The 5,384-nt window shown below is 62.8% G+C and carries 4 protein-coding genes; 2 read left to right on the forward strand and 2 right to left on the reverse strand.

All coding sequences use genetic code 11. From position 1 onward, the window contains the following. Together K728_RS0115180 and betT are read right to left on the reverse strand one after the other, a co-directional pair. A partial coding sequence (locus tag K728_RS0115180; RefSeq protein WP_443110999.1) for an aldehyde dehydrogenase family protein occupies window positions 1-1,335 on the reverse strand: 1,335 nt, incomplete at its 3' end. Continuing rightward, window positions 1,332-3,461 (reverse strand): choline BCCT transporter BetT, encoded by a 2,130-nt coding sequence (gene betT / locus K728_RS0115185; protein ID WP_019482183.1) that lies wholly within the window; start codon window positions 3,459-3,461, stop codon window positions 1,332-1,334. The genes betT and K728_RS0115180, both read right to left, overlap by 4 nt. Window positions 3,462-3,674: 213 nt before the next feature. Between betT and K728_RS0115190 the strand changes: the two genes are divergently transcribed. After that, complete coding sequence (locus tag K728_RS0115190; protein ID WP_019482182.1) at window positions 3,675-4,673, forward strand: aldo/keto reductase; 999 nt, start codon at window positions 3,675-3,677, stop codon at window positions 4,671-4,673. Between the two features lie 149 nt (window positions 4,674-4,822). Beyond that, window positions 4,823-5,384, forward strand: a 562-nt coding sequence (locus K728_RS19635) for a Clp protease N-terminal domain-containing protein (RefSeq protein WP_035748299.1), incomplete at its 3' end; no start/stop codon positions are given.

Here is a 5,384-nt window from a genome sequence, read left to right on the forward strand (position 1 = left end):
CAGGTAGGGGTGGAAGTCGTTGATCCAAATGGTGCCGTGGCGCAGGCGCCTGGCAATCCGCTGGGACTTCCCTGCGTCCTGGCTCCAGACCGCCCCGGCGAGACCGTAATGGGTGTCATTGCCGATCGCCACGGCCTCCTCCTCACCGTTGAACGTCTCGACAGTGACCACCGGGCCGAAGGCCTCATCGACTACCACCGACATGCCCCGCTTGACCTGGTCGAGCACCGTCGGGGTGTAGTAGAAGCCCTTTTCCAGGTCCCCGGTGCCCCAGGTGCCGCCGCAGCGCAGCCGCGCCCCCTCAGCGACGCCCTTGTCAACGTAGCTGGTGACCTTGTCACGGTGAGCCGCGGAGATCAACGGACCGGTTTCTGCGTCCTCATCGAAGGGACCGCCGAGCTTGATCAACTGTGCGCGCCGCACCAGTTCATCGACGAAGCGTTCAGCGATTGGTTCCTCGACGATCAACCGGGCACCGGCCGAGCACACCTGTCCCGAGTGCACAAACGCAGCGTTCAGCGCGTTGTCCAGGGCAGCGTCAAAGTCGGCGTCGGCGAAGATGATGTTGGGATTCTTGCCCCCGAGTTCCAGTGCCACCTTCTTGACGGTTGCCGATGCAGCTGCGGCAATCCGTTTGCCGGTTTCAAGCCCCCCGGTGAAGGAGACCAGGTCGACGTCGGCGTGCTCCGAGAGCGGCGCCCCGACGGTGGCCCCGGCGCCGAGCACCAGGTTTGCCACCCCCTTGGGCAGTCCGAGCTCGTCCAGCACGTCCATCATGAGCATGCAGGTGTGGGGGGTGAGCTCGCTGGGCTTGAGAACGAAAGTACAGCCGGCCGCCAGCGCGGGGGCAATCTTCCAGGCGGACTGCAGCAGCGGATAGTTCCAGGGCGAGATCAGGGCGCAGACGCCGACCGGCTCGTACTCGATCCGGCTGACCACTGCGGCGTTTCCGGGGTCCACCAGCCGGCCCTGGTTCTGACCGGCGAGCTTCCCGAAGTAGGTGAAGCAGCCAATGATGTCATCCATGTCGATCTCACTCTCGACCAGACGCTTCCCCGTATCCATGGTTTCAGCGCGCGCAAACTCGGCCTTGCGCTCCCGCAGGCGGGCAGCAACCTTCAACAGGAAGTCACCGCGCTCGGGTGCGGGAACGGCGGCCCACTCGCCACGGTCGAACGCCGAGCGTGCTGCAGCGATGGCTGCAGCGGCGTCGTCGGCGGTCCCTTCGGATACCGTGCCCACCAGTGCGCCGTCAGCCGGGCAGTGGATCTCCCGGGTACCACCGTCCGAAGCGGGTACCCAGGTGCCATCAATAAACAGTGTTGCGGTACTCATGAACGCTCCTCGGGGTTGGTGAAATCGGATTCCCAGTTGTCCGAGGCCAAATGATCCTCGGTGATTGCGGTGTTGCCGGGCGAGGCGCGGTTGCTGTGCAGGAATTCCAGATGTGTCTCGTAGTGATCCAGCACATCGGTGATGACCTGCTCCCTGGTGTAGCCCAGGAGGTCGTACCCGTTGCTTCCCTCGAGGGAGAAGACTTCCATGCGGTAGTACTTGTCCGCCGTCGAGGCGCTCCTCAGCGCATAGGACGGAGTGTCGTACTGCACGGGGTAGACCTGGTACTTGAACGCGCGTTCGCTGCCCAGGCTGACCGATAGGTCTACCTGTCCAACCCCACCCGGACCAGCGTTGCCGGCGGTCAGGGTGACGTCGGCGCCCTGCGCGGCGAGTTCATCGTGAACCTCCTGGAGTGCGGGAAGGGCCACCTCGTCGATGAACCGCTGGGCCTGTTTGCGTCCCGGATAGGTCAGGACGTGGGCGAGTCGTTGGCGCCAACTGCGGCCACCGCGGGCTTCGCTACCGGATCTGCTGGAGATGATCCCTGGTAGGGAAGTCCGGTAACTATCCATCCGTGAGCTTTCCACTTTCAGAGCCTTGTAAAGCCCGTACATGATGAACAGCAGCAGGATGGAAAGCGGCAGCCCCATTACCACCGTCGCGTTTTGGAGGGTCAGGACCCCGCCGACGGACAGCATGGCGAGGGTGAGGGCACCGGTCACCAGCGCCCAGAACACCCGGAGCCACTTCGGGCCGTCGGAGTTGGCGTCCTTGAGGTGGGAGGTGAAGTTGGCCATCACCAGCGCACCGGAATCGGCGCTGGTGACGTAGAAGAGCAGACCCGTGAAGGTAGCAATCGCGATGATCAGTGGAGCCATTGGATACTGTTCCAGCAGTCCGTAGAAGGCCCGCTCCGGATTGTTCATCCCCACTTCGCCGAACTCCGCGTTACCGCCCATCACAATGTCCAGTGCGCTGTTACCGAAGATCGAGATCCACAGCAGGATGAACGTGAACGGCACGATCATCACGCCCAGGACGAACTGCCTGATGGTGCGGCCTCGGGAAATACGTGCCAGGAAGAGTCCGACGAAGGGTGCCCAGGCGATCCACCAGGCCCAGAAGAACAGCGTCCACCAGCTCAACCACTCGTCGGGACGGTCATAGGCGAACGTATCCATGGTCATGCCGGGGAACTGGCTGAGGACGTCGCCGGTGTTCTGGATGATCCCGTCCAGCAGGAAACTGGTCTTGCCGGCGACGAGGATGAACAGCATGAGGGCGGCGGCCAGCAGCACGTTCAGCTCGGACAGGCGTCTGATGCCCTTTTCGACCCCCGACACCGTTGAAACCACTGCCATCACGACGGCGACGGCGATGAGACCGATCTGGACTGCGAGGTTTTCCGGCAGCCCGAACATGAGGGTCAGCCCGTAATTGAGCTGCACGACGCCGATGCCCAGGGACGTGGCGATGCCGAAAATGGTGCCGAGCAGCGCTGCAATATCCACGGTGTGTCCGATTGGACCTTCCACCTTCTTCCCGAAGATGGGGTACAGCGCCGAACGGATGCTGAGGGGCAGATTGTGGCGGTAGGCAAAAAAGCCAAGAGCCAGACCCATCAGGGCATACAGTGCCCAGCCGGTAATCCCGTAGTGGAAGAGGGTCCAGACCATAGCCTGTCGCGCGGCTTCAACTGTTTCACCCGAGCCCTGGGGTGGTGCGAGGTACTGGGTGATTGGCTCAGCCACCGAGAAAAACATCAGGTCGATGCCAATGCCGGCGGCGAACAGCATCGAAGCCCAGGTGAACATGCTGAACTGTGGTTTGGAGTGGTCCGGCCCGAGCCTGACCTTCCCGACTCTGGAAAGCGCCGCGACCAGAACGAAAATGACCACGAGGGTGACGATCAGGAAGTAATACCAGCCCATATTGACTGACACCCAGGTGACCAGGGTGCCAATGACTGCTGCGGCGTTTACCGGGGCGACGATGGCCCAGACGGTGATTGCCAGAATGCCGACGGCCGAGCCGATAAAGACCGTCTTGTTGACTCTGGTTTTGGGTTCTGAATTCGGCTCGCCGGGGGAGTCCGGCCGTGCTTTGATCTCTTGACTCATCATCTGCCTAATCGTTGATCGACGCCGCGTCGGACTACAACTGAACTGTGCAGGTTATGCGAGGGTAAGGGTGCGACGGGCCTGTCAACGCTACCAACCTGGTCTTCTCCCCCAAGTCGTAGAATCAAAATTACCAGCGAATCAGTGGTTCGTGACCGATCTGCAACCGAACTCTTGATTCAGGAGCGCATAGGGCTAAGGGTTATGACTATGACTATGACAGTTTCGCGGATTGAACTTGCCAGCGGTTTTACTGTCAGTGCCCAGGGTTTTGGTGGCATGGCATTGACCGAGGTTTACGGGGGCCTGGATGAGAGTCAGGCATTGGCGACGTTGAATCATGCGGTGGATATCGGGGTCACGTTCATTGACACCGCGGATATCTACGGTGCAGGAAGCAACGAGGCGCTGATCTCACAGCTGCTGCGCCATCGACGCGACGAGGTCGAAGTGGCTACCAAGTTCGGGCTGATCGGCAGCCCCTCACAGGGGTACTCGGGGATTCGTGGTGACGCCCGGTATGTGAGGGACGCAGCGGACGCGAGCCTGAGTCGGCTCGGCACCGACGCCATTGATCTGTACTACATGCACCGGCGGGACACCCGCGTCCCGATCGAGGAAACGGTGGGTGCAATGGCCGAGCTGGTCACCGCTGGCAAAGTGCGCCACCTCGGCCTGTCAGAGGTCACCGCAGACGAACTGCAGGCAGCCCACGCCGTTCACCCTATTGCAGCAGTCCAAAGCGAATGGTCAATCTGGAGCCGCGACGTCGAGACGTTCGTGGTTCCGATGGCTGCGCAGCTGGGGGTGGGATTTGTCCCCTACTCTCCGCTGGGGCGCGGCTTTTTGACCGGCACAGTCCAGGCAGCAACGCTTGGCGACGGCGACTTCCGCCATCGGGTGCCACGGTTCGCTACCGACGCACTGACCGCCAATGCAGCCGTGGTGGAGGCGGTCCAAGCGGTTGCCGCGGACACGGGTGCCACTGCTGCACAGGTTGCCCTCGCCTGGCTTGCCGCTCAGGGCCGCCGGTTCGGGCTGCCAGTAGTTCCTATCCCCGGCACCCGGAAGCCGGAACGTGTCGAGGAAAACGCCGGCGCCACCGCCATGGTGCTGTCCGCCGCGCACCTTGATGTGCTGGACGGCGCGGCTGCGCTGGTGGTGGGTGACCGCAGCGCCGACCGGTCCTGGGTCTCTCAGGGAAGAGAGGCTTAGGGCCCTACCAGTCAACGCCTGGCGGTGCTCTACTGGGGGCCGGTGCAGGACCTGTCTGCTGTCAGCGAACCAGCTGCGGACACGCACCTGTGCCAAGTTGAGCGGGGTACACTCAACTCTAAGGTTATTGCTGTTTGAAAGGTTGAGACATGGACGCCAAGTTCACCACCAAAAGCCAGGAAGCACTGTCCGCCGCAGCCACGAATGCTTCGACCGCAGGTAATCCTCAGGTCGAACCCGCACACCTCCTGAAAGCGTTGATGGACCAGCGTGACGGCGTCGCTGTTGCTTTGCTCAAAGCCGCCGGGTCCGACCCCGACGCCGTGAGCACCCGGGCGAGCTCCGCAATCAAGGCGCTCCCGTCGTCGTCGGGCACGTCAACGGCGCAGCCGCAGTTCTCCCGCGACACCCTGCAAGCCATCAAGGCCGCCCAGCAGGAGGCCGAGACGCTCGGCGACAGCTTCATCTCCACCGAACACCTGCTGCTGGGGATTGCTGCCGGGGTCGGCTCAACCGCCGCCATCCTGAACAACGCCGGCGCTTCACGCGCAGCCCTTGCGGCTGCCCTGCCGGGCATTCGCGGCGACCGGCGGGTGACCACGCCGGAGCCGGAGAACACCTTCCAGGCGCTAGAGAAATTCGGCGTCGATCTGACCGAGATCGCCCGGTCGGGGAAACTCGATCCGGTGATCGGCCGGGATAGCGAAATCC

This window comes from Arthrobacter sp. CAL618 (genome assembly GCF_000468215.1).
Taxonomy (GTDB): domain Bacteria; phylum Actinomycetota; class Actinomycetes; order Actinomycetales; family Micrococcaceae; genus Arthrobacter_D.